The sequence below is a fragment of the Pseudomonas sp. S3_C06 genome, from assembly GCF_054667675.1.
In genome coordinates, this window is sequence record NZ_CP162747.1 from 5,896,371 (window position 1) to 5,918,694 (window position 22,324).

Consider the following 22,324-nt stretch of genomic DNA (forward strand, 5'->3'; position numbering starts at 1 on the left):
CGGGCAGTGAAATCAACTCTGACTATGCTGGTGATAGGCGATGCAGTGCGTCGCAATGAAGCGGGGGCAATCCGGTTGGGGCATTTGCCGCACAGGAATGGTGCGGTGTCTGTAGCGTGAATATCCAACCGATTGAAATCAAAGCGTTTATGCCGATGGCACGGGCCTTGCGAAGGCCTGTAGGTCCGGGTGACAAGGAGTACGGCATGATCCGCACCTATTTTGATGAGATGTACGATGCCGGCGGCCAGGTTCGCCCGCATTATCGGGAGTTCGCCCGATGGCTGGCCGACACGCCTGACGAGCTGCTGGCTCAACGGCGACGCGAGGCCGATCTGCTGTTCCATCGCGCCGGCATTACTTTCACGCTCTATGGGGATGAGCAGGGCACCGAGCGCCTGATTCCCTTCGACACCATTCCGCGCAGCATTCCCGCCAGCGAGTGGCGGATCGTCGAGCGCGGCTGCATCCAGCGGGTCAAGGCGCTGAACATGTTTCTCGCCGACCTCTATCACGAGCAGCGCATCATCAAGGCCGGGATCATTCCTGCCGAACAGGTGCTGGCCAACGAGCAATATCAGTTGGCGATGCAAGGTCTGGATCTGCACCGCGATATCTATTCGCACATCTCCGGCGTCGATCTGGTGCGCGATGGCGACGGCACCTATTACGTGCTTGAAGACAACCTGCGCACACCGAGTGGCGTCAGCTACATGCTCGAAGACCGCAAGATGATGATGCGCCTGTTCCCGGAGCTGTTCGCCGCCCAGCGCATTGCGCCAATCGATCACTACCCGAACCTGCTGCTCGACACCCTGAAGAGCTCGAGCCCGATTGACGACCCGAGTGTGGTGGTGCTGACGCCGGGTCGCTTCAACAGTGCATTCTTCGAACACGCGTTTTTGGCGCGGGAAATGGGCGTGGAGCTGGTCGAGGGCGCGGATCTGTTCGTGCGTGATGACAAGGTCTTCATGCGCACCACCGACGGCCCGAAAGCGGTGGACGTGATCTACCGCCGGCTCGACGACGCTTTCCTCGATCCTCTGGCGTTCAACCCGGACTCAATGCTCGGCGTGCCGGGGCTGCTGTCGTCCTATCGCTCCGGCAACGTAGTACTGGCCAACGCCATCGGCACCGGTGTGGCGGACGACAAATCGGTGTATCCGTTTGTCACTGACATGATCCGTTTTTATCTCGACGAAGAACCGATCCTGAAGAACGTTCCGACCTGGCAGTGCCGCAATCCGTCTGAACTTTCCCATGTGCTGGCCAATCTTCCAGATCTGGTGGTCAAGGAAACCCAAGGCTCCGGCGGGTACGGAATGCTGGTGGGTCCGGCGTCGACGACGGCCGAAATCGACGCGTTCCGCGAGCGGATCAAGGCCAAGCCCCACGCGTATATCGCGCAACCGACGCTGTCGCTGTCGACTTGTCCGACCTTTGTCGAAAACGGCATTGCGCCGCGCCATATCGACTTGCGTCCGTTTGTGCTGTCCGGTCGCGAAACCCGCGTGGTGCCCGGCGGTTTGACCCGCGTCGCGCTGCGCGAAGGCTCTCTGGTGGTGAACTCCTCCCAGGGCGGCGGAACCAAGGACACCTGGGTGGTCGAGGATTGAAGGAAGCTTGCCATGTTAAGTAGAACTGCCTCGGATCTGTATTGGATGTCGCGTTACCTGGAGCGGGCGGAAAACCTCGCCCGGATGCTCGACATCAGTTATTCGCTGTCGCTGATGCCGCAGGACGGTCGCGGCGATGGTCTGCACGAACTGGCGATGCCGCTGCTGATCACCGGCACCCTTGATGATTATCTGGAGCGTCACGGCGCGTTGCATGCCGAACGCCTGCTGCACTTTTTTGCCCTTGATGCGGCTAATCCGGCGAGCATCTACAGTTGCCTCGGCGCGGCGCGGGCCAGCGCCCATGCTGTACGTGGACGCATCACCGCAGACATGTGGGAAAACATCAACGCGACGTGGCTGGAGATTCGCGGGATCGCCGAGCAGGGTCTGAGCCGTTACGGCATGAGCCGCTTTTGCGAATGGATCAAGGAACGCTCGCACCTGTTTCGTGGCGCGTCCTACGGCACGATCATGCGCAACGATGCGTTTCGCTTTATTCGTCTCGGCACGTTTATCGAGCGCGCCGACAACACCCTGCGGTTGCTCGATGCACGTTATGAAATGGCCGGCGATCAGGCTGAAGCGGTCAGTGACGGCACGGCACACGCTTATTACCAGTGGAGTGCCTTGCTGCGCGCCTTGTCGTCATTCGAGGCCTACACCGAAATCTACCGCGATGCGCCCGGCGCCCGTCACGTCGCCGAGTTGCTGCTGTTGCGTGCCGATGTCCCTCGTTCACTGCGCGCCTGCACCGAGGAGATCGATCAGATTCTCGCGCAGTTGCCCGGCGCCAATGGCCGACCGGCCCAGCGCCTCGCGGCAGAGATGGACGCGCGCCTGCGCTACACCGGCATCAACGAAATTCTCGAGGAAGGCCTGCACGCCTGGCTGACCGAATTCATCCCGCTGGTGCGCCAGTTGGGTAACGCCATTCACAGTTCCTACCTGGAGGCTGCATGAGACTTTCCATAAGCCACGAGACCACCTATCACTACGAAGATCAGGTGCGGGCGAGCATCCAGTACCTGCGGCTGACACCCCACGACAGCGAGCGTCAGCACGTGTTGAGCTGGCAACTCGACCTGCCACGCCCGGTGCGCGCGCAACTCGATCCGTTCGGCAACATCCTGCACGTGCTGACCATGGATGAACCGCACGAAGCGATCATCATTGGTGCTCGCGGTCAGGTTGATATCGATGAGCTGCGCGAGGCCGAGCATGAGAGTCAGTCGGCGCTGCCGTTCCTGCGCTTTACCCGATTGACCGAGGCCGACGAGGCATTGCGCGCGTTCGCCGAGAGATCCTGCAAGCAGCGGCGCGATCGCACCGCGCTGATCGATCTGATGCACGGTTTGAATCAGCACATGACCTACACTCCGGGTTCCACCGAAGTCGACACCAGCGCGGCGGAAGCCTTCGCCGGGCGTGCCGGGGTTTGTCAGGATCACGCTCATGCGTTCCTGGCTTGTGCACGTAGTCTCGGGATTCCGTCGCGTTATGTGTCGGGCTACTTGTACAGCGAAGATTGCGAGCATCTGGCCAGCCATGCCTGGGCGGAGGCCTGGCTGGATGACGCCTGGTACAGCTTTGACGTGACCAATGAACTGGCGCGGCCGGAGCGGCATCTGAAACTGGCGGTGGGTCTGGATTATCTGGATGCCTGCCCGGTGCGCGGCATGCGCCGGGGCGGTGGGTGTGAGCAGATGCATGCGAAAGTGTTCGTCTCACCAACCCCAGTCATCTCCGTACAACAACAGTAACGGGCTAACACAAAACCCTTGTAGGAGTGAGCCTGCTCGCGATAGCGGTCTGACAGTTGAATTATCAGTGTCTGACACTCCGCTATCGCGAGCAGGCTCACTCCTACAAGGAAATGTGCTCAGGGCTTAACCTTGCGCCCAGCCATGTGTTTCAAATATCCCACCAACATCTGCAAATCGCCATCCGGCAACACCTCCACCGAAAACCCCGGCATCTTCGCCTGCGGCCACTGACGCAAACTCTGCGGATCACGAATGTAACGCTTGAGGAAATCCGCGCCGAAATACTCGGTCGGGTTATACGGAATGTTCAAGTCCGGCCCGAACTGCGCATCCCCCGCACCATTCAACCGGTGACAGGCCAGACAATTCTTCTGAAACAGCGCAAAGCCCAGATTGACTGGGTCATCCGCCTTCAACGCAGGATCCGGCAGCAGGGCAGGGAAGCGCTCGGCCACCGGCGCCAAGCGCTTGATGCTCGCGACTTCGAACGGCCATTGCTCCGGGCTGATATTGCCGGCCTGCGGATCGGTCCAGACCAGATAAAACGGCCCGGCGCTGTGCTTGCCCTCTGACAGCGCTGGCCACGGCTGAGCCGGATCCTCAATGGCCAGCCAGGCCCGTGCGCCTTTTGCGTTGAGCAGCGGCGCTGCGGCCAGCTCGGCCGCGAACCCGTCCAGCGCCACCGCTTGCAGGTGATCTTGCGGTTTGATCCCGGTCAGCAGCGCGGCCACAGGTACGGCGCGATAGGTCATGTCCTTTTTGTAGGACACATCGTTTTTGATGGTGAGGGTTTGCACTTGAGGATGCTTGAGCAACTCCTCGGTCTGCCAGGTGCGGCTGTTTGCGCCCAGCTGCAGATCCAACTGTGCGGCAGACAAGGGCATGCTCAGCAGCATTGCCCCGAACACAATGAGCGCTTTCAAATGATCGCCGTCCATGTCGTGAGAGTGCGCAAAGGTTGGCACAGCCACGCTGGCCCGGGTAGCGGGCCAGTCACATTTTCAGTGGCGATGAACAGCACCTGCCGCTCGATTCAGCCGATGACCTTGGTCAGATTCGGCAAAATCAACAACAGCGTCGTGGCGAAAAGAATGAGCCCTGCTTGACGAACTTTCGGTTGTTTGAACATGGCTTGACCGCCTTTATTGTTATTTCCTGATGCTTGCCTGCATATCCATGACGGCAAGCGCTGCACTTCCTGTTGAAGAACGTCGGCCTCGGCAAAACCCGACGACCCTGACGTACATGTACTACCTTAGGGCCCGCGTCACGCTTGGCTTAGATCCATTTCATATGGAGCTGTGGTGAATTGCGATTAAAAAGGCATGAGGCGTATTGCCAGCTTCTGTGCCGCCCGCTTGCTAGACAACTCGCTGACCTGAACCGGTTCACCCAGCCGCCGACGACCGTCCGTCTGAGCGCGTGCGTCAAGCGCATTGAGCGCTGTGGTCATTGAATCAATGGCCGCTCGGGGCAAGAGTGGAGCCACAGGAAATCACTCACCGCCCTGGTTCGAGGACGTCATGACCCAAGCTTTGATATTCGATGCGTTACGTACGCCACGCGGCAAAGGCAAGGCCGATGGCGCCTTGCACAGCGTCAAACCGGTGAACCTGCTGGCCGGTCTGCTGACCGCGCTGCAAGCGCGCACCGCGCTGGACACCAGTCAGGTCGATGACGTGGTGGTCGGCTGCGTGACGCCGATTGGCGATCAGGGCTCGGACATCGCCAAAACCGCTGTGCAAGTCGCCGATTGGGACGTCAGTGTCGCGGGCGTGCAGATCAACCGCTTTTGCGCCTCGGGGCTGGAAGCGGTCAACCTTGGCGCGATGAAAGTGCGTTCGGGCTTCGAAGACCTGGTGGTGGTCGGTGGCGTCGAGTCGATGTCGCGGGTACCGATGGGCAGCGATGGCGGCGCCTGGGCGCTGGACCCGCAGACCAATCTGCACAGTCATTTCACCCCGCAAGGTGTTGGCGCGGACCTTATCGCCACGCTGGAAGGCTTCAGTCGACAGGACGTCGATGCCTACGCCTTGCACTCGCAACAGAAAGCTGCACGGGCGCGGGGCGACGGCTCGTTCAACAAGTCGCTGGTACCGGTGCAGGACCAGAACGGCATCATCTTGCTCGATCACGATGAGTTCATTCGTGCCGAGTCGACCCTTGAAGGCTTGGGCAAGCTCAAGCCGAGCTTCGAAATGATCGGGCAGATGGGTTTCGACGCGACGGCATTGCGGGTCTACAGCCATGTCGAGCGAATCAACCACGTGCATACGCCGGGCAACAGTTCCGGGATCGTCGATGGCGCGGCGCTGATGTTGATCGGCTCTGAAGCCAAAGGACGGGCGCTGGGCCTGCAACCGCGGGCGCGCATTGTCGCCACAGCGGTCACCAGTACCGACCCGACCATCATGCTCACCGGCCCTGCGCCGGCGACGCGAAAGGCACTGGCCAAAGCCGGGTTGCGCGTTGAAGACATCGACCTGTTCGAGGTCAACGAAGCGTTCGCTTCGGTGGTGCTGAAATTCATCAAGGACATGGCTGTCGATCCGGACAAGGTCAATGTCAACGGCGGCTCCATCGCCATGGGCCACCCGCTGGGCGCCACCGGTTGCGCGATCCTCGGGACTTTGCTCGATGAGCTGGAAGCCCGGCGCCTGCGCTATGGCCTGGCGACGCTGTGCGTCGGCGGCGGCATGGGCATTGCCACCATCATCGAACGCCTCTGAGCCCCGAATACAAGGAACCTTGTTATGAGCGAAGCCATTCGTTACGAAAAAGGCCAGGACGCTATCGTCGTGCTGACCATCGACATGCCGGGCCAAAGCGCCAACACCATGAACGCCGTGTACCGCGAGGCGATGGCCGAGTGTGTCGCCCGTCTGGTGGATGAAAAAGACCACATTGCCGGGGTCATCATCACCTCGGCGAAGAAAACCTTCTTTGCCGGCGGCGACCTCAATGAGCTGATCAAGGTCGGCAAGCCTGAAGCCAAAGCTTTCTACGACATGGTGCTGACCCTCAAAGCGCAATTGCGTACTTTGGAAACCCTTGGCAAACCGGTGGTCGCGGCGATCAACGGCGCGGCGCTGGGCGGCGGTTGGGAAATCTGCCTCGCCTGTCATCATCGCGTGGTGCTGGACGATGCATCGGTGCAACTCGGTCTGCCGGAAGTGACTCTCGGCCTGTTGCCGGGCGGCGGCGGGGTGGTGCGCATGGTGCGTATGCTTGGCATCGAAAAGGCGCTGCCGTATTTGCTCGAAGGCAAGAAAGTGCGTCCGCAACAGGCGTTACAGGCGGGTTTGATTGATGAACTGGCGGCGGATCGCGATGAATTGCTGGCCAAGGCGCGCGCCTGGATCGTTGCCAATCCGACGGCAGTGCAGCGCTGGGATGTGAAGGGTTATCAGATTCCGGGCGGCACGCCGTCGAACCCGAAAGTCGCGCAGATGCTGGCGATTGCGCCGTCGATTCTGCGCAGTAAGACCCAAGGGACAATGCCGGCGTCGGAGAAAATCCTCTGCGCGGCAGTCGAGGGCGCTCAGGTCGATTTCGACACCGCGCACCTGATCGAAACCCGTTACTTCACTGAACTGACCACCGGGCAGATCTCGAAAAACCTGATCGGCACGTTCTGGTTTCAACTCAATGAGATCAACGCCGGAGGTTCGCGGCCACAGGGCTTTGCGCCTTATAAGACGCAGAAGGTCGGCGTGCTCGGCGCCGGGATGATGGGCGCGGGGATTGCATTTGTCAGTGCTTTGGCGGGGATTGAAGTGGTGCTCAAGGACGTCAATCTGGCTGCCGCCGAAAAAGGCAAAGCACATTCTGCCGCGTTACTGGACAAGAAAGTCGCTCGCGGTCAGATGGATGCTTCGAAGCGTGATGAGGTGTTGGCGCGCATCACCCCATCCGAAAGTGATGCGGACCTCGCGGGTTGCGATCTGATCATCGAAGCGGTGTTTGAAGATCGCAATCTCAAGGCCAAGGTTTCCTCTGCCGCCCAGCAAATTGTCGGCGCCGAAGCTGTCATCGCCTCGAATACATCGACGCTGCCGATCACCGGCCTGGCAAAGGCTGTGCCTGATCCTGGAAAATTCATCGGTCTGCATTTCTTCAGTCCGGTAGAGAAAATGCCATTGGTGGAAATCATCAAAGGCGCGCAGACCAGCGACGAAACCCTGGCTCGAGGTTTCGATTTCGTCCTGCAAATCAAGAAGACCCCGATTGTGGTCAACGACAGTCGCGGCTTCTTTACCTCGCGGGTATTCGGCACGTTCACCAATGAAGGCATTGCCATGCTTGGTGAAGGCGTGAGCGCGCCAATGATCGAGACCGAAGCGCGCAAGGCCGGGATGCCGGTCGGACCTCTGGCGATCTCCGACGAAGTTTCCCTCAGCCTGATGAGCCATATCCGTCAGCAAACCGCCAAGGACCTACAGGCAGAAGGGAAATCGCTGATTGAGCACCCGGCCTTCGCCGTGATTGACTTGCTGCTTAACGAATACAAGCGTCCGGGCAAAGCGGCGGGTGGCGGTTTCTACGATTACCCGGCCGGTGCACAGAAACATTTGTGGCCCGAGTTGAAGACGCATTTCGAAAAGGCTGATGGGCAGATTTCGCCCAAAGACGTGCGCGACCGGCTGCTGTTCGTGCAAGCGATCGAAACCGTGCGCTGTGTGGAGGAGGGTGTGCTGACCTCGACGGCAGACGCCAACGTTGGCTCGATCTTCGGTATCGGTTTTGCAGCGTGGACGGGCGGCGCATTGCAGTTCATCAACCAATACGGGGTGAAGGATTTCGTCGCCCGTGCGCAGTATCTGGCCGAGCAGTATGGCGAGCGTTTCGCACCGCCAGCGTTGCTGCTGGATAAAGCGGCAAAAGGTGAAATGTTCTAAGGGCAGCGAGCATTCCGGGGCTTGCCTTGCCAGGGTGTTTCAAGGCAGGCTCTGGGGTGTTCATTATTCCCATCACGTGTCAGGTATTTTTTATGTCGCTACGCATCTGCATTCTGGAAACCGACATCCTGCGTCCGGAACTGGTCGATCAATATCAGGGTTACGGGCAGATGTTCCAGCGCCTGTTCTCGCAGCAACCGATTGCCGCCGAGTTCACCGTCTACAACGTGATGCAGGGCGAATACCCGAGCGACGACCTGAGCTTCGACGCGTACCTGGTCACCGGCAGCAAGGCTGACTCGTTCGGTACTGATCCGTGGATCCAGACCCTCAAGGAATACCTGCTGACTCGTTACGAGCGTGGCGACAAACTGCTCGGCGTGTGCTTCGGCCATCAACTGCTGGCGCTGTTGCTCGGTGGCAAGAGCGAGCGTGCGACGCAGGGTTGGGGTGTCGGCACCCATAACTACAAACTGGCGGCGAAGGCGCCTTGGATGAGCCCGGTGCGTGAGGAACTGACGCTGCTGATCAGCCATCAGGATCAGGTCACAGCGCTGCCGGAAAACGCGACGGTTATTGCTTCCAGCGATTTCTGCCCGTTCGCGGCGTATCACATCAATGATCAGGTGCTGTGCTTCCAGGGGCACCCGGAGTTCATCCACGATTATTCGCGAGCATTGCTCGATTTGCGCCAGGAGGCGCTCGGTTCGCAGATATACAGCAAAGGCGTGGCGAGTCTGGAGCAAGAGCACCATGGTGCGACGGTTGCGGAGTGGATGATGCGTTTTGTGGCGCATAAGCCAGAAACTGTCTAAGGCCAAAAGCTTCGCGAGCAGGCTCGCTCCCGCATTAGATTTTCGGTGCACCACCGATCAATGTGGGAGCGAGCCTGCTCGCGAATGTTCCAGACAACTCGGTCTGCTCTACAACCACCCGGATTTCTTGAAACTCGCCCACAAACTCACACACCCCACCGCAATAAACCCCAGCACGCCGAAATAGCCGTAGTGCCAACTCAACTCCGGCATGTTCTGGAAGTTCATCCCGTAAATCCCCGCCACCGCCGTCGGAAACGCCAGAATCGCCGCCCAGGCAGCAAACTTGCGCTGCACCACGCTTTGCCGTGAGGCCTCGAGCAATACCCCAATCTCAATGGTCTGGCTGGCAATGTCGGCGAGCGTGCTCAGGTCTTCCATCTGCCGCGTGACGTGGATCTGCACATCGCGGAAGTACGGGCGCATGTTCTTGTCGATGAACGGGAAGCTCAGCTTCTGCAGTTCCTCGCCAATCTCCACCATCGGCGCCGCGTACCGGCGCAGGCGTACAACGTCACGGCGCAAGCCATGCAGCCTCTGAATGTCACGCTCATTCAGTGCGCTACACAGCACGTTGCGCTCCAGTTCATCGATTTCGGCATGGATCGCTTCACCGACTGGCTGATAGTTCTCGATGACGAAATCGAGCAGCGCATAGAGTACGAAATCTTCCCCATGCTCCAGCAACAGTGGACGCGCCTCACAACGTTGGCGGACATGGGCGTAGGACGCCGAGTGGCCGTTACGCGCGGTGATGATGTAGCCCTTGCCGGCAAAGATGTGCGTCTCGATAAATTGCAGAACGCCGTTTTCGCGTATAGGCGAGTAGGTGACGATAAACAAAGCGTCGCCAAAGGTTTCCAGCTTCGGTCGACTGTGTTTTTCCAGAGCATCTTCGATGGCCAGTTCGTGCAGGTTGAACTGACGTTGCAGATTGGACAGTTCTTGAGCGTCCGGCTCTTCCAGACCGATCCAGACAAAATGTCCGGTTTTCGCGGCCCAGGCGGCGCCTTCGTCGAGGCTAATATTGGTGACTTTCTTGCCTGCGCTGTACACCGCAGCAGCAACAACTCGACCCATGGTGGTGATTCACTTCTTCTTGGCAGGTGGCAGGGAATGCAAGGCTTCAGCTTAGCCGTGTCGCTGCTTGAGAGTCAGTGAAATCTGTACAGTTCACCGGGCAAAAGAAAACCCGCACAGGGCGGGTTTGCTTTTCACGCGGCTTGTAGCTGTCGATCCATCGAATCGATGCACTCGCGCATCTGTTCGCGGCACTGATTGATGAGCATGGGCATGTCATCCATGGTCAATCCGGCTGTGGGAATTGCCGGCAGCGAGCGTATGAGGACTTTCCCGCTGCGCCAGCGATTCAGACGCATGTGCTTGATGTAACTGCTCACGCAAACCGGAACGATCGGTACACCAGCGGCAATTGCCATCTGGAACGCGCCTTTCTTGAAGGGCAGCAATTCTTCGCCGAGGTTGCGCGTGCCTTCCGGGAACACCCAGATCGAGGTGTCTTCGTTCTGCAAGGTATTGGTGGTGGTCAACATCGACTGGCGCGCTTTGTGCGCATTCCCGCGATCGATCAGTACATTGCCAGCCAGCCAGAACAGTTGCCCGAACAGCGGCACCCACTTCAGGCTCTTCTTGCCGATACACACAGTACGACGGGGCACGACGTTGCCGAACACGAACAGATCGTAGTTGGACTGATGGTTGGCGATGATCACGCAGCTGTCAGGCTTGTTCATCAAGCCACTGACGTCCGTTTTCACCCGCAGGCGCAAAATGCACATGGCTGGCAATGCGTAGAGGCGGGCGCACAGACGGCTGTTGTCCGGATTGAACGGACGGCAGATCCCGAGGATCACCCCGAGCACGCCCGCCAGAATAAAGTGCAGGCCCATCAATAACATACGAAACACGAACAGCATTTTCAGGCCCCACCGGGACAAAAGGTGGCGCAGTGTACGGATGTGCACTATTTTCGGCAATTGCCGCTATAGAGTGCGGAGATAGCCGATGTTTAAGCGCATGTTTCAGACTTGCTTGTCAGACCCGTCCTAGAGCAGCCACGGCGTCTTCAACCGAGCGTGCAAGAAAAAGCCCGACACGATGGTCGGGCTTTTCTTTATTGCATGTGTCTGGGGTTAACCGAGATGTTCCTGATCCTGGATGATCGCGTTATCCAGGGTTTCCAGCAGCGCCTTGCGTACTTTCAACTTGGTGTTTTTGTGCGCGAGCATGTTGATCTTCTTCAGCTGACGCGCAGCGGCGAGGGCGGCACCTTGCAACTCCTCGGCGGAAACCACTTTGTCGAGGAAACCGGCATCCACGGCGCTTTGCGGATCGAACATCTCGCCGTTGATCACTGAGCGGTGGAACGCCGAACGACGCAGACGATCACGCGCCAGCTCGATACCAGCGTGGTGCATGGTCATGCCGATCTGCACTTCGTTCAGGCCGATGCTGAACGGACCGTCGACGCCGATACGGTAGTCGGCAGATAACAGAATGAAAGCGCCTTTTGCCACAGCATGACCCGGGCAAGCGACGATGACCGGGAACGGGTGAGAGAGCAGGCGACGCGCCAACGTCGAACCGGCAGTCACAAGCGCCACGGCTTCTTTAGGGCCGGCGGTCATCACTTTCAGATCGTAGCCGCCGGACAGAATCCCTGGCTGACCGGTAATGATCACGATGGCACGATCAGTCACTGCCTGATCCAGCGCCGCGTTGAATGCCGCAATCACGTCCGGAGAAATGGCATTGACCTTGCCATTGCTCAAGGTCAGGGTCGCGATACCGTCTTCGAGGTGGTAGGAAATCAACTCACTCATGACGCTATTCCTTGTAAGAAAGATGGGCAGACGTTACCCACCGCCGCAGGCTAGGTAAAGCGCCGTGACTGACCCGCCAGTCACCGTTTCCCGGCGTAGCCAGCGCGGCGAGGCATTCTGCTTCTATATAGAAGGGTCACCTCCACCGAAGATTGGCCGGTTTGCCATGGCCTGACGGTCGGCGAAACGGCTTTTTCTCTTAACCGCATGAAAATTCTGAAAAAAAGTTTGCCATCGCAAAAGCTTTCGACTACATTAGCGCGCCTCGACAGACAGAACATGTTTGAAGAGATACGGTGAAGTGTCCGAGTGGCTTAAGGAGCACGCCTGGAAAGTGTGTATACAGGAAACTGTATCGAGAGTTCGAATCTCTCCTTCACCGCCACATTAAGTACACAAAACCCCTGACTTCGAGAGAAGTCAGGGGTTTTGTGCATTCTGGCGTCCGGATTTTATTGGCGGCGAGTTGAGTTCAGCGTTGAGCGATTACAATCGCCGACTTATCTATCAGTAAAGGAACGCCATTCCATGATCATTTCCACCACTCACGCCATTGAAGGCCGGCAGATCACGGCCTATCTGGACATCGTCAGTGCCGAGTCGGTGCAGGGCGTGAATGTGATCCGTGACATGTTTGCCGGTATGCGCGACTTTTTCGGCGGGCGTTCGCAGACCCTGGAGCGGGCTTTGAAGGAGGCGCGTATTCAGGCGACCGAAGAAATACGGGAGCGTGCGCGTGCTCTGCAGGCTGATGCGGTGGTCGGGGTGGATTTCGAGATCAGCATGCCCGGCGGCAAGGGCGGGATGGTTGTGGTGTTTGCGACGGGAACGGCGGTCAAGTTGCGCTGAGTTTGCTTGACGGTGTGTGAGCCCGTTCAGAGATTGAACGGGCTCAATCTTTCTGTGTAATCAGCCTTGTGGCTTGAGGATCACAGCGCCTCTCGCGTCATAGGTGAGCGGCGTGTCGATGGCGACAAGCGGAGGTGTGTCGGAAGGTTGGTTCGGTTGCACTGGCTGGCTCGGATGGTAAATGACGCCAGGCTGCAGAACCGGCGTATCGGGGCCCGGATATTTGATGGTGATTTCACCGGAAGCGATCTTGTCCTTGAGTTTTTCCGCCCCGGCTTTGCCGGCTGCGATTTGTTCGTCCGTGAGCTTTACGACAGGTAGATTCGGGAATCCGTTGATTTGCATGTTCTCTCCTTGAGATTCATTTGTATGAAAAAGGGCAACGGCCTACCTCCGGAATTCTTTAGCGGTGTAGGACCAATGGCAATTCTTCGCGTTGAGTTTTTGTAGGCCATTCGTCGGGCATCAGGAGATCTGAATAACAAGTCCAGGAATGACCAGCTAGTCTCAAAAGCGTTGGAGGTCGATATTTTTTCAGGCGAATGGGTTTTTGCCGGTGTCGACCGGTGGCGAAGGGGCGATGGTATGACTGATCCGTATATCGAAGACGATGGCGCTGAATTTTCCTTCAATAACTGTGTACGGTGCGGTCAGACCGAGTACCAGTCAGGCTTTGGCGAGGACCGGGTGCAGACCGGCAAGATCAAATCCACAGCACCGAAAGGGCCGAAGGCAAAATTTCTGCCCAAAGTCAGCGCGCGATCCAGAAAATAATCTGTCACTGCATAACCCCGTCATTGAACGGGGTTTTTTATGGCTGATTGAGTGAGGACATGTCCTACGCAGTTTGGTGGCGAATGCAGTGGGCTTTCACAAACTTTTCACGTCTACCCCGGTAGGGTGAAGCCATCCGTTAGAAAGCAAGTCTCCAGCCCGTCTCCCCAGCGGGCTTTTTTTTGCCTGTCATAAAACCTTTTCCGGAATCGCTGTCCAATCGGCGCCAAGTGCGCGAAGCCACTGATATCGGCTGGACTTTTTCGCGGCGACGGCATTAAATCCCGGCCCTTTTTGTCATCCCAATTTTTGAGGTTTTCGTCATGCGTTTAACACTGCCTGCTCTGGTTCTGGGGCTTCTGGTTGCTCAAGGTGCAATGGCTGCCGGCGATGGCACCGCTGCGCTGGGCGGTGGTCTGGGTGGCGCGCTGGGTAATGTGGTCGGCCAGAAAATGGGCGGTAGCACTGGCGCGGCAATTGGCGCAGGCGTTGCTGGCGCGGCAGGTAGCGCAATGGCGGCGCGTAAGGGCAGCCGGACGAAAGCGGCGATTGGCGGTGGTGTTGGTGCAGCTGGCGGTTCGGTGATCGGCAACAGCCTGGGCGGCAGAACCGGCGCCACGATTGGTGCAGGCCTGGGCGGCGCAGCTGGTGGCGCGGTGGGCAGCAACTTGTCCAAAGGTCACAAGCGTCACTGAGACTGATCGTTTGTCCGAAAAAGCCCGGCTTGATGTCGGGCTTTTTCATGGCTGAACGTTTTCCCCGTTTGCGTCTCCAATCTCACATAGGCCCATGTCTGGGCGGACTGTCCCGCTTCGGGAACTGTGAGGTTCATATGCGCTTGTCATTATCTGCACTGTTTTTCGGTTTGCTGGTAGCACAAGGGGCGATGGCCGCTGGTGATGGCACCGCCGCTGTGGGTGGCGGCTTGGGCGGCGCGCTCGGCAATGTGGTCGGTGGACAACTCGGTGGCAGTACTGGCGCGGCGGTAGGTGCGGGTGTTGGCGGCGCGGCCGGCAGTGCCGTCGGGGCGAATAAACGCAATCGAACCGAAGCGGCCATTGGTGGTGGTCTCGGCGCGGCGGGTGGCTCGGTCGTCGGCAACAGCCTCGGCGGCTCTACGGGTTCGACCATTGGCGCAGGGTTGGGTGGCGCGGCGGGTGGTGCGGTCGGTAATAACCTCGGTGACGATGGTGGCTCTCATTCGGGTGGTGGTCACAAACACAAGAACAAACATAAAAACCGCCATCATTGATGGTGGGTTAAACGGAAACCCGGCATTTTGCCGGGTTTTTTGCATTTGCTCGTCGGACTCTGGAACGATTGGCTGTAGGGCTTTTCGAAAGTCATACACTCCACCAGATGACGAGGTTTGCCATGACTCCCGAAACTGAAGGCAAGGAAGAGAAAGGTTCGAGTGGACTGCCGTTTATCAATGACCCGGGGAATGAGGATCCGGGGTCGTTGATGGATGATGCGACGGTGCCGTTGAATGATTCGGATGAGGCGGATATGGAGTATGAAGAGGATGAGGATGAGCAGTGAGGGGGAATAGGGTGGGTTGAAAGTCTGGAATTGGTTTTAAGGGCCTGAGTGAACAGGCCCTTTTGGTGGTCGTGTCTAATCGGTTTCTTTTGAGTCAGCCAATACATACAGGTTGCTTATGCCTGACATTTTTTTGATTTTTTTTAGCTCTATATATTCTTTGAGTTCTTTTTTAATGGTTTCTTCATCGCAATATTTTCTATGTTTAGAGGGTCTTTCACGGGCAAAGTTGTATAGGCGCCAAGTATCAAACCCATTGATTTCACCGTTAGGGCCATAGTCAAAATCTACGCTTCCTGTCGATAAATTGATGCGGCAGCCAATACCATGCAATTCATATTTAACGCCTCGAGTGACTCTCCCGCATCGCTTGATTGCCTTGGTGTACCAAAGCCTTCGAATGTCACGAGTGCCAAATTTGCGCTCAAATATCAGCGTGCTGGAATCCACCATGGAGATAAATTCATTTATCAGGATGTCCAAAGTTTCATTTTGATCGCTCATCTTATTCTCCGCTCCAATCTGCCCTAAATGCTGGCTCTAATACGTTTTCACTGTTTTTTTGAGGCGCGTTTTACGTTTTTTAGATTTGATGTGAATCTGAATTCATATTGGTCGAAGTTTGCCTTGCTGCTGCGCGATGCTGGCTGCCTAAAATATAGGTATTGCATTATGTTGGGGTTGGGGTTGTTGTTCTGGTGTTTAGTTGATTTAAATTGGTGGTTTCTAATATAAGTTTATTTTGGCGTGTAAGTTGCGTCGAGTATATATAGGTCATCAGATGGCGACATTTTTTAATTGTCTTTAGCGAAACCAGATCCTTGAATTCTTTTTCGAGTGTTTTCTTGTCGCAGTAATGTTCATATACGAGCGGTCTGTCTAAGGCGTAAATGTAGAGACGCCATACATCAAAACCATTGATCCTGTTATTAGATCCATAATCGAAATTTACTGATTCTGATGGGAAGTGAATGGCGCACCCGACGCCGTGTAGCTCATACTGAATTCCATTGGTCATTTTTCCGCAGCGTTCGATTTTCCCGCTTCGCCATAGTCTTAGAATATTTCGATTACCAAATTTCTCTTCGAGCAGCTTTGTGCCTTCATCGACTTTGGAGAGAAAGTCAGTGATCAGTAGTTCGAGGGGGCTTTTTGGGGTGGTCAATTTTTTCATGCCACCGATGTTTTATGTTTTATGTTTTATGTTTTATGTTTTATGTTTTATGTTTTATGGTGTGGGTCATTCTTCAGGTAAACATTTGGCTCTCGCAGATTTATAAATGAGGTGGTAAAGCTTATCGAGGATTTTTCTGCGGTTGCTGAAACTTTAAAGCGAGAGTCCATTTTTTCGATTGTTAATTTAAAGTTTTTTTGGTTCGGCAATTTTGCTATGAATAATTCCTCTATTTCACTGCATGTTATTCCAATTCGACAAGTGTTGAATCCTATGTTCTTCCATTTTCTTGGAGGAGCGTCCGGGGTTTCGGGTATGTCGAATCCCATGATGATAGTGGAGTAATCGTTTTCGATTTTTAAGGTAAAAAGATTTATTTCGCCAATGGCTATTGGAGAGCTAAAAATCATGTTAAAAAAGGTGCTTCCATGTATGTCGTTCCAATATTTCATGGTTGACTCCTGAAAGAGTGGTGAAAGATACGATAGTTCTCTCAGCGGTGATTTTCACGAGATATTAGTTTAAATGACCAACTCGTGAGGATGGCATCGCTGGCGAAGCATCACCTGAAGAGTGTTCCGAGGTATAGCGTGCATGTGATTGATATCCTCGCCGCTTCCGATATCCTGCACCTGAGCTAATTGGACAACGTTGAGGTCAATACCTATGGATCTCCTATGGAAGCGGGGTTGCCAGCAAAGGGACAACTGATGCGCCAATATTTTTTTTGATCAAAAATGATGGGGGCTTATCCAAGAGTACTTAAATATTACTGTGTGGAGCTTCTCTGATAACCACAAGAATGTGTTTCAACCACGTATTTCCGTCTTGCCAGTCATGCCAATAGCAGTAACAGCATCCAACTTCTTTCAGTAAAAAACCTCGAATTTTATTATCTGTCATATTCATCGCCAGTAAGGCATTGATTTCCTTTATCACTCCTTCCACTATGCAACGTTCTGAGTCTGCTAGGAAAGCTCTAATAACATCGTCTGCCAAGTCAAACTCACACATCCAATCCTCATGAAAATAGGCTCCGAGAAACTGGAATAGCTTAGGAAAATTTTCAGTTGTCATTTACAAAACCCGTCAAGATAAAATAGCCAAGTGGTGAAGTTGTATCTCGTCGCAGCACTAATCTAATACTAAATAGCGGTTCTAGCGTTCCACTCTGTCTTACAACGCCCACGCCAGCAGGAACAGGCACTCGCTCATTAATTACAAAATTATTTGCGTTACTTACTAGAAAATCATCAATATTTACTTTGTTGCTCCTGATAACATTAGAGAGCGCAGCTTCAGCCTCTGCCCTATTATGAAATGTTGACGCAATAGGTATGTTCGGCTCAGCCATTAGTCTAGCTCTCAGTTGAGCCTCCGATCTATTGACATGCCTCGCAATAGCATGTCCACCTCTAGACTCGTGGGCCTCTAAGCCACCTCCTGGAACTATTTCACTGAAGGGGCCATCAGCAACAATCGATCCGGGACAAGGGGTGCAAGTTAACCCCAGCGGATCCACCCACCCCGTCGGATTCGGCACGTACTGGTACTGATTCAAGCCACCCGCCAACTTGATCGGATCCGGCGTCAGATATCGCCCCAGCCTCGGGTCGTAATACCGATGCCGGTTGTAATGCAGGCCGCTTTCGCCGTCGAAGTACTGCCCCTGAAAGCGCAGTGGCTGGTTCAGGTAGTCCTCGCCGGCCAGGGTCAGTGCGGCGACTTTGCCGTAGGCGTCGTATTGCGCGGACCAGACGATGTCGCCGCTGTAGTCGGTGAGTTCCTGCGGGGTGCCGAGGTGGTCGAGTTGGTAGTAGAACGGGCAGGCTTTTTTCGGGCCTTTGCCGTCGAGCAGCGCGAGGGGGCGGAAGGTGCCGGGTTCGTAGACGTAGCTGCGGTATTCGCTTTCGCTGCTTTCGGCGACGAGGTGGTCGCCTTGCCAGAAGAACTCGGTGGTGGCGTCGCCGACGGTTTTGCGGATGCGTCGGCCGAAAGCATCGTAGGCGTAAGTCGCGGTCTGGCCGTCGGGGCGGGTCAGGCCGATCAGGCGGTGCTGGCAGTCGTAGCGGTATTCGGTAACGAGTGTCTGGGCGCGGCCGCGGCGTTCGCGGATCAGGTTGCCGAAGGCGTCGTAATCGTAGTGGCGGTCGCCTTGCAGCAGCAGGCGGTTGCCTTTGATCTGACTCGGGCCGGGGCGGTCCTGCATCAGCAGGTTGCCGGCCGGGTCGTGGGCGAAGCTTTCCGGCAGTTCGTCGCGTGAGTGGCGTACGCGGATCAGCCGGTCGAGGGCGTCGTAGCCGTAGGTGCGCTGGCCGTGGCGGCTGTCGGCAATGTGCGCGAGATTACCGTTGGCGTTGTAGGCATAATCGCGGCGGTACAACGCATCGCGCTGATGGCCTACGGCGTGGGCGAGTAATCGTCCCTGATCGTCGTAGGTATATTCGCTGAGCAGCAGGCCTTGCTGACGTTGCCGTTCGCGGCCGGACTGGTAGACGTGGCGGGTCAGCGGTGTGCCGTTGAGGTCAATCCCGCTCAGCGCGCCACCCTTGGCGTGGCGGTAGTCGAGCACGCTGTTGTCCGGCAGACGCAGACGTTTGAGCTGGCCGCAGGCATCGTAGCGGTAACGCAGGGTGCCCCAGCCCTGATGCTCGGTGATCAAGCGGTTCTGGCGGTCGTACTCGAAGGCCAGCGGGTGTTGCTGGCCGTCGTCGACCCCAATCAAACGACCGAGGCGGTCGTATTGATAGGTGACCTTGATCCCGTCAGGCAGGGTCTTGACCAGAAGACGCCCGGCAGCATCTCTTGCATATCCAGTAATCAGCGTCGAGCCGTCATCACCGAACTCGGTCTTCTCCAGCAGATGCCCGTTGAGGTCGTAGGCGTACGCCGTGCGCCGGCCGTCAAAACCGCTTTCCTGACGAATCAGCCCGGTCGGTGTGTAATCCAGCCGGTACTTTTCCCCCGATTCGTTTTCAATCTCGGTGAGCAGCAGTTGCGCATGGTCGTAGCGGTACTGCACCCGTGTGCCGTCGGGGTTGATCCGCCGCGAAACCAGGTGCAGATCGTCGTCGTATTCATAACGGGTGATACGCCCGAGTTCATCGCGCTCGGCGGTGACCTGACCGTAGGCGCCGTAGCTGTAGGCGCGGGTCGCACCGTCAGGAAATGTCGTCTGAATCAGTCGGCCAACGGCGTCCCAATGCTGACGGGTGACCGCAGCGTGTTCGTCTGCGGTTGTGGTCCGCCGCCCCAATGCATCGTAGGAAAAACGCCGCACGCCACCGTCGGGCAGGGTTTCCTCGGTCAACTGGCCGAGGGCATTCCACACCAGCCGATGGCGGCTGCTGTCCGGATAACGGATCGACAGCAACTGACCCCGGGTGTCGTAGTAGTAATGGGTGACCTGACCGTCGGGGTCGACCGCTTCGGTGACATCACCCTCGGCATTGCGCCGGTAGATCCACACCGCGTCACCGCGCGAACGGCGAAACAGGAAACCGTTGCGATACTCGTAGGACGTGGGCGCGTCATCCGGCGGAATCAGCGCAATCAGCCGTCCGACCTCGTCGTAGCGGTATTCGGTGACCGCGCCTAACGCATCCTGCTCGGCGATCAAGCGCCCGGCATCGTCATAAGCCTTGAGCTGCTCGCCACCGTCGGCCTCGACCTTGCGCACCAGCCGCGCCCGCTCGTCGTGGACGTACGTTTCTTCAGTGCCATCGACGTAATGCACCGCCACGCTGCCGTCGTCATTCCAGACGTAACGGGTGTCCATCTGCGAAAACGACGCCCAGTGACGCACGCAACGCGCGGCTTTCCCCGACCGCTCCCACTCCCAGAAAAAACTCGCGCCGCCGGCCAGTTGCCGCTGCAGGATTACGTGAGCGTCGTCGTAGTCGTAACGCTCGCTGTCACCGACGGCGTTGCTGGCCTCGATCAGGTGTTGATAAGCGTCGTAGCGGTAGCTGACCAGCGCCTGTTCGGTGCTCCAGGCACCGTCGCGAAACACTTGGTAATCAACACCGAGCAACTGCGCGCGGTCATACCGCAACAGCAGCGAGCGCCCGGCGCCGTTGTCCAGTCGCTGCACCCGGTCAGATCGATCGCGCTGCACTGTCAGACGATTGCCATAGGCATCGCTGATCGCCGTCAGCCGTCCTGCGCGAAAGTGATAAAACCGCGCCGTTTCCCCGGCCAGCGCGAGGATCATTTCCTCCGGCTCATCGCCAAGAAAAATCGCCGCCCGCGACAGGCTGTTGTGAATCGCCGGGCGCGAAACGCCAGGAAGCGGAAACCGTGTTCGACGGTTTTCATGGTCGACCCAGACAACAAAGTCACCCTCAAACGCGAGCCGATGCGCCAGCGAATGACTCCAGCCAAACCCCAGCCCGACATCGATCTCGGCGGCGCTAGAGCGATACAACCGCGTGAACTCGAACGGCAACACGCCATCAAGCACCCCATCAGTCAGGGTCAGCAGTTCTTCGCCAGTGACCATCGACACCGGACAACCGTTGGTGCAGGTGCGCGGCACGCAATCGGCGCTGTCACCGTTGGGGTTTTTCGCCTGATCCGGCGAGTCGTCATGCGGCTCATGTCGCTCGATCCGGCTCGAACCGCCAGACTTGTCCCGCACAACAGGCGCCGGATTCGGCACCGTCAACACCACAGAATCAGCCTGACGAATGTTCAGCGGTATCGACGGTGTCGGTTTCAACTCAACGTCACGCACATTGAGCATCAGCGGCTTCAAAACGCTGGCATGCCGCGTCAAATCCGCCGAGGACGTCAGTTCGGCCAAGCGCAAAGCCGAGGCCGCCAGCCATTCCCGCGCCCGTGGCGACTTGACCTTCGCCAGCACCTTGCTGCTCAAGCGCAGCGGCACGCCGACGCCACCCGACAATCCCATCAGCAGAAAACTGATCAGCAGTTCGACCCGCACCTCGGCCACCACTTCGGCCAGGTGCTGCGGCGGCAGCATCTTCAGCCAACTGGTAAACGCGGCCATATGAATGAACAGCAACGGTTCGTCACTGAGGATCAGCAAGCCGTTGGCAATGGCGTCGCTGGAGGCATTCAACAACGCCTCAAGCTCGGCCTCGCTGAGGTATTCCAGAAGCTTTTCGCTGTTGGCCTGCAGGTCGGCGAGGAGGGCGAATACCTGTTTAATGTCGTCCCAAACGCCATTCAGGGCTTTCTCGAATCCACGCCAGTCGGCCTGTTGCAGCTGACCGTAACGCTCAAGAAATCCGGCGCTGGAAAACTCCGTCCACTGGGGTTGAAACCCTGCCCACTCAGCGCGCAGCCAGCCTTCCAGGCCTGCAATGACACCTTCATAAGAGGCATACAGTGCACGCACATGGTCGGTGGACACATCGGGAAAGAAGGTGATGCGATAACGCTGGCCCCGATCGCAGTCGGTCACCTGCAGAATGCCGCTGGGGCCGATGGTGTAATGCAGCGCTTCGCCGAAAGTCAGCACGCCGCCGACATCGGCAAGCACCGGTTCGAGCGTCACCGGGGTGTTGCCAATCGGCACGAACCGCGCGGCCTCGAACATGTGCACCAGCGTCAACGCCCCGCTGGCCGAGCACATGACCACCGATGAACTGAGCGGTTGTTGCGACTTGATCGGCGCGCTGAGACGCACGTCGTTGCCGACAGTGAACACCTGCTCGATATCCAGCGCGGCGCCTGTCCAGAACTGCTCGGCCCAGGCGTCGTAGTGGTTCAGGCACAGGCGGAATTCGCGGATCAGATGTTCGAAGTCCGGCTCATCGGGATTCAAAGCAGCAACAACGAGCAGGCCGATGCTGTTATTCAGGGCCAGCAGCCGATCGGTTGGAAGCATTCGCAGTCTCTCGCGCACATCAAAAAGGTGCGGGGACTTTGCGGGGGATCAATCAGGAAAGAAGTCGGGCGAGTAGGTGTTATCTGTAGGATGTTTCGCTAAATGTCTGCGAGTAGTTCATCGCCCAACAAACATTGCCCGTTGCTCAATGTCTGCCGCGCTCGTTATGCTGCTGAACCCTTTAATCAGATCC

21 protein-coding genes and 1 tRNA gene are annotated in these 22,324 nt (G+C 57.1%); 12 read left to right on the forward strand and 10 right to left on the reverse strand.

What is annotated here, in order from left to right; genetic code table 11:
* The first annotated feature begins 206 nt into the window (after nucleotides 1-206).
* Genes AB4N44_RS26290 through AB4N44_RS26300 form a run of 3 tightly spaced genes read left to right on the forward strand, consistent with a single transcriptional unit; the run spans nucleotide 207 to nucleotide 3,379 of the window.
* A complete protein-coding gene (locus AB4N44_RS26290; protein ID WP_016982906.1) occupies nucleotides 207-1,616 on the forward strand; it encodes a circularly permuted type 2 ATP-grasp protein in 1,410 nt (469 codons plus the stop codon).
* A 12-nt stretch (nucleotides 1,617-1,628) separates the two neighbouring features.
* Nucleotides 1,629-2,579 (forward strand): alpha-E domain-containing protein, encoded by a 951-nt coding sequence (locus tag AB4N44_RS26295; RefSeq protein ID WP_007914063.1) that lies wholly within the window; start codon nucleotides 1,629-1,631, stop codon nucleotides 2,577-2,579.
* Nucleotides 2,576-3,379, forward strand: a complete 804-nt coding sequence (locus AB4N44_RS26300) for a transglutaminase family protein (protein ID WP_038366909.1) — start codon at nucleotides 2,576-2,578, stop codon at nucleotides 3,377-3,379. Before AB4N44_RS26295 ends, AB4N44_RS26300 begins: the two co-directional genes overlap by 4 nt.
* A gap of 119 nt (nucleotides 3,380-3,498) precedes the next feature.
* Here AB4N44_RS26300 and AB4N44_RS26305 read toward each other — a convergent pair whose 3' ends face one another.
* A complete protein-coding gene (locus AB4N44_RS26305; protein WP_460111677.1) occupies nucleotides 3,499-4,320 on the reverse strand; it encodes a c-type cytochrome in 822 nt (273 codons plus the stop codon).
* Between the two features lie 585 nt (nucleotides 4,321-4,905).
* Here AB4N44_RS26305 and AB4N44_RS26310 point away from each other — a divergent pair.
* The 3 genes from AB4N44_RS26310 (at nucleotide 4,906) to AB4N44_RS26320 (ending at nucleotide 9,095) form a co-directional block, all read left to right on the forward strand.
* Nucleotides 4,906-6,111 carry an acetyl-CoA C-acetyltransferase gene (locus AB4N44_RS26310; RefSeq protein ID WP_460111443.1) on the forward strand — a complete coding sequence of 402 codons (1,206 nt, stop codon included), beginning with the start codon at nucleotides 4,906-4,908 and terminating at the stop codon, nucleotides 6,109-6,111.
* A gap of 24 nt (nucleotides 6,112-6,135) precedes the next feature.
* Entirely contained in the window at nucleotides 6,136-8,280 is a 2,145-nt protein-coding gene (locus AB4N44_RS26315) for a 3-hydroxyacyl-CoA dehydrogenase NAD-binding domain-containing protein (RefSeq protein WP_460111441.1), read from the forward strand.
* Nucleotides 8,281-8,372: 92 nt separating this feature from the next.
* Nucleotides 8,373-9,095: an amidotransferase gene (locus AB4N44_RS26320; protein WP_127926465.1), complete on the forward strand. Its 723-nt coding sequence runs from the start codon at nucleotides 8,373-8,375 to the stop codon at nucleotides 9,093-9,095.
* Nucleotides 9,096-9,203: 108 nt separating this feature from the next.
* Here AB4N44_RS26320 and AB4N44_RS26325 read toward each other — a convergent pair whose 3' ends face one another.
* From AB4N44_RS26325 to AB4N44_RS26335, 3 genes are all read right to left on the reverse strand, one after another.
* The gene (locus AB4N44_RS26325; RefSeq protein ID WP_127926466.1) at nucleotides 9,204-10,175 is read right to left on the reverse strand and encodes a magnesium and cobalt transport protein CorA; all 972 of its coding nucleotides are present in this window, start codon (nucleotides 10,173-10,175) and stop codon (nucleotides 9,204-9,206) included.
* Between the two features lie 134 nt (nucleotides 10,176-10,309).
* Nucleotides 10,310-11,032, reverse strand: a complete 723-nt coding sequence (locus tag AB4N44_RS26330; RefSeq protein ID WP_127926467.1) for a lysophospholipid acyltransferase family protein — start codon at nucleotides 11,030-11,032, stop codon at nucleotides 10,310-10,312.
* A gap of 216 nt (nucleotides 11,033-11,248) precedes the next feature.
* Entirely contained in the window at nucleotides 11,249-11,938 is a 690-nt protein-coding gene (locus AB4N44_RS26335; RefSeq protein ID WP_016985527.1) for a crotonase/enoyl-CoA hydratase family protein, read from the reverse strand.
* 295 nt (nucleotides 11,939-12,233) lie between these two features.
* Between AB4N44_RS26335 and AB4N44_RS26340 the strand changes: the two genes are divergently transcribed.
* Nucleotides 12,234-12,323, forward strand: a tRNA-Ser gene (locus AB4N44_RS26340).
* A gap of 143 nt (nucleotides 12,324-12,466) precedes the next feature.
* A complete protein-coding gene (locus AB4N44_RS26345; protein WP_016985528.1) occupies nucleotides 12,467-12,787 on the forward strand; it encodes a YbjQ family protein in 321 nt (106 codons plus the stop codon).
* 60 nt (nucleotides 12,788-12,847) lie between these two features.
* Here AB4N44_RS26345 and AB4N44_RS26350 read toward each other — a convergent pair whose 3' ends face one another.
* On the reverse strand, nucleotides 12,848-13,132 hold the full coding sequence (locus AB4N44_RS26350; protein WP_127926469.1) for a hypothetical protein: 285 nt from the start codon (nucleotides 13,130-13,132) through the stop codon (nucleotides 12,848-12,850).
* A gap of 240 nt (nucleotides 13,133-13,372) precedes the next feature.
* Between AB4N44_RS26350 and AB4N44_RS26355 the strand changes: the two genes are divergently transcribed.
* From AB4N44_RS26355 to AB4N44_RS26370, 4 genes are all read left to right on the forward strand, one after another.
* Entirely contained in the window at nucleotides 13,373-13,561 is a 189-nt protein-coding gene (locus AB4N44_RS26355; protein WP_095050941.1) for a hypothetical protein, read from the forward strand.
* Nucleotides 13,562-13,884: 323 nt separating this feature from the next.
* The gene (locus AB4N44_RS26360; RefSeq protein ID WP_016983669.1) at nucleotides 13,885-14,256 is read left to right on the forward strand and encodes a glycine zipper domain-containing protein; all 372 of its coding nucleotides are present in this window, start codon (nucleotides 13,885-13,887) and stop codon (nucleotides 14,254-14,256) included.
* 137 nt (nucleotides 14,257-14,393) lie between these two features.
* A complete protein-coding gene (locus AB4N44_RS26365; RefSeq protein ID WP_007914081.1) occupies nucleotides 14,394-14,813 on the forward strand; it encodes a YMGG-like glycine zipper-containing protein in 420 nt (139 codons plus the stop codon).
* A gap of 122 nt (nucleotides 14,814-14,935) precedes the next feature.
* Nucleotides 14,936-15,103, forward strand: a complete 168-nt coding sequence (locus AB4N44_RS26370) for a hypothetical protein (RefSeq protein WP_007914082.1) — start codon at nucleotides 14,936-14,938, stop codon at nucleotides 15,101-15,103.
* Between the two features lie 75 nt (nucleotides 15,104-15,178).
* On the opposite strand, the gene AB4N44_RS26375 is transcribed toward AB4N44_RS26370, so the two are convergent.
* From AB4N44_RS26375 to AB4N44_RS26395, 5 genes are all read right to left on the reverse strand, one after another.
* On the reverse strand, nucleotides 15,179-15,607 hold the full coding sequence (locus tag AB4N44_RS26375) for a DUF6896 domain-containing protein (RefSeq protein ID WP_460111438.1): 429 nt from the start codon (nucleotides 15,605-15,607) through the stop codon (nucleotides 15,179-15,181).
* A gap of 166 nt (nucleotides 15,608-15,773) precedes the next feature.
* A complete protein-coding gene (locus AB4N44_RS26380) occupies nucleotides 15,774-16,277 on the reverse strand; it encodes a DUF6896 domain-containing protein (protein WP_460158139.1) in 504 nt (167 codons plus the stop codon).
* Nucleotides 16,278-16,324: 47 nt separating this feature from the next.
* Nucleotides 16,325-16,729, reverse strand: coding sequence for an Imm50 family immunity protein (locus AB4N44_RS26385; protein WP_460111435.1), 405 nt, complete (start codon nucleotides 16,727-16,729; stop codon nucleotides 16,325-16,327).
* A 310-nt stretch (nucleotides 16,730-17,039) separates the two neighbouring features.
* On the reverse strand, nucleotides 17,040-17,354 hold the full coding sequence (locus AB4N44_RS26390) for a contact-dependent growth inhibition system immunity protein (protein ID WP_460111432.1): 315 nt from the start codon (nucleotides 17,352-17,354) through the stop codon (nucleotides 17,040-17,042).
* Entirely contained in the window at nucleotides 17,344-22,131 is a 4,788-nt protein-coding gene (locus AB4N44_RS26395; protein WP_460111430.1) for an RHS repeat-associated core domain-containing protein, read from the reverse strand. The genes AB4N44_RS26390 and AB4N44_RS26395 overlap by 11 nt, the downstream gene beginning before the upstream one ends.
* Nucleotides 22,132-22,324 lie beyond the last annotated feature (193 nt).